The following is a 1,125-nucleotide window of genomic DNA, read 5'->3' as shown; positions in this document are numbered from 1 at the left end:
GTCGTGCGTTGCAGCCCTTTGCCGATCTCGTCGAGCCATCGAGCGTCGACCTCGCCGACGCCATCCCGCAATTGCTTGACCAGAAGCCGGCGATGATCGTCATGGCCGATGTCGGCACCATTCCCGAGCAGGTCCGGCCTAAGCTGGTCGACTGGGTCGACAAGGGCGGCACGCTGGTGCGTTTCGCCGGCTCGCGGCTGGCCGCCGCCGGCAATGACGACGACCTTTTGCCGGTCAGGCTGCGCAGCGGCGAACGCGCGCTAGGTGGCGCGCTGTCCTGGACGACGCCGCAGCCCGTGACCGAATTCCCGAAGAATGGCGCCTTCGCCGATCTTGCACCACCGACCGAGGTGACCGTCACCCGGCAGGTGCTGGCCGAACCGACGCCCGACATTGTCGAGCGCACCTGGGCGACGCTGGCTGACGGCACGCCGCTGGTGACCGGGCTAAAGAAGGGCAAGGGCACGCTGGTGCTGTTCCACGTCACGCCCGAGGCGACATGGTCGAACCTGCCGATCTCGGGCAGTTTCGTCGAGATGCTGAGGCGCATCGTGCAACTGTCGCGCAACCAGGGTGCCGCGGTCGCCAATGCCGAAGCCGCCGCCACCTCGCTGGCCCCCTATCGCATGATCGCCGCAGACGGCATGCTCGTGCCGCCGACCCCGGACGCTCGCCCGCTGGTGCCAGGTCCCGGTCCACTGCCGGTGACGATCGAAAACCCGCCGGGCCTTTACGGCTCCGAGACCGGTGTGTTCGCCCACAATCTGCTCGATGCAGCCAGCACCTTTGCGCCGCTGGCGAGGCCCAACGTCTCGCTGCCGGTGACCACCATCCAGTACGCTTTTGACGAGTCGCGCAACCTGAAGGGCGCCCTCGTCGCCGCGGCGCTGGTGCTCATGGTGCTCGATACGCTGGCGGTGTTCTGGATGGGCGGCCTGCTATCGCGCCGGCCGCGCCGCGCCGCCGCGACAACGGCGGCTGCCTTGCTTATCGGGCTTGGCGCGCTGCTCGGCCATGCCGATCGCGCACGCGCCGACGACGCCAAGCCCGGCGACACCCAGGCGATCGAGGACATCTCGAAAACCTGCATCGCCTATGTGCTCACCGGCGAGCCCGGCGTCGATT

The 1,125-nt window shown here is 68.4% G+C and carries 1 pseudogene; it reads left to right on the top strand.

The window, feature by feature from the left end:
* Positions 1-1,125: pseudogene (locus EOA33_RS36465) on the top strand (RNA-binding protein); the annotation flags it as partial.

The sequence above is a fragment of the Mesorhizobium sp. M4A.F.Ca.ET.050.02.1.1 genome, from assembly GCF_003997725.1.
In the GTDB taxonomy this organism is placed as follows: Bacteria; Pseudomonadota; Alphaproteobacteria; order Rhizobiales; family Rhizobiaceae; genus Mesorhizobium.
Note: the sequence above shows the minus strand (reverse complement) of the source record. Positions and strands in the feature narration are given on the sequence as shown.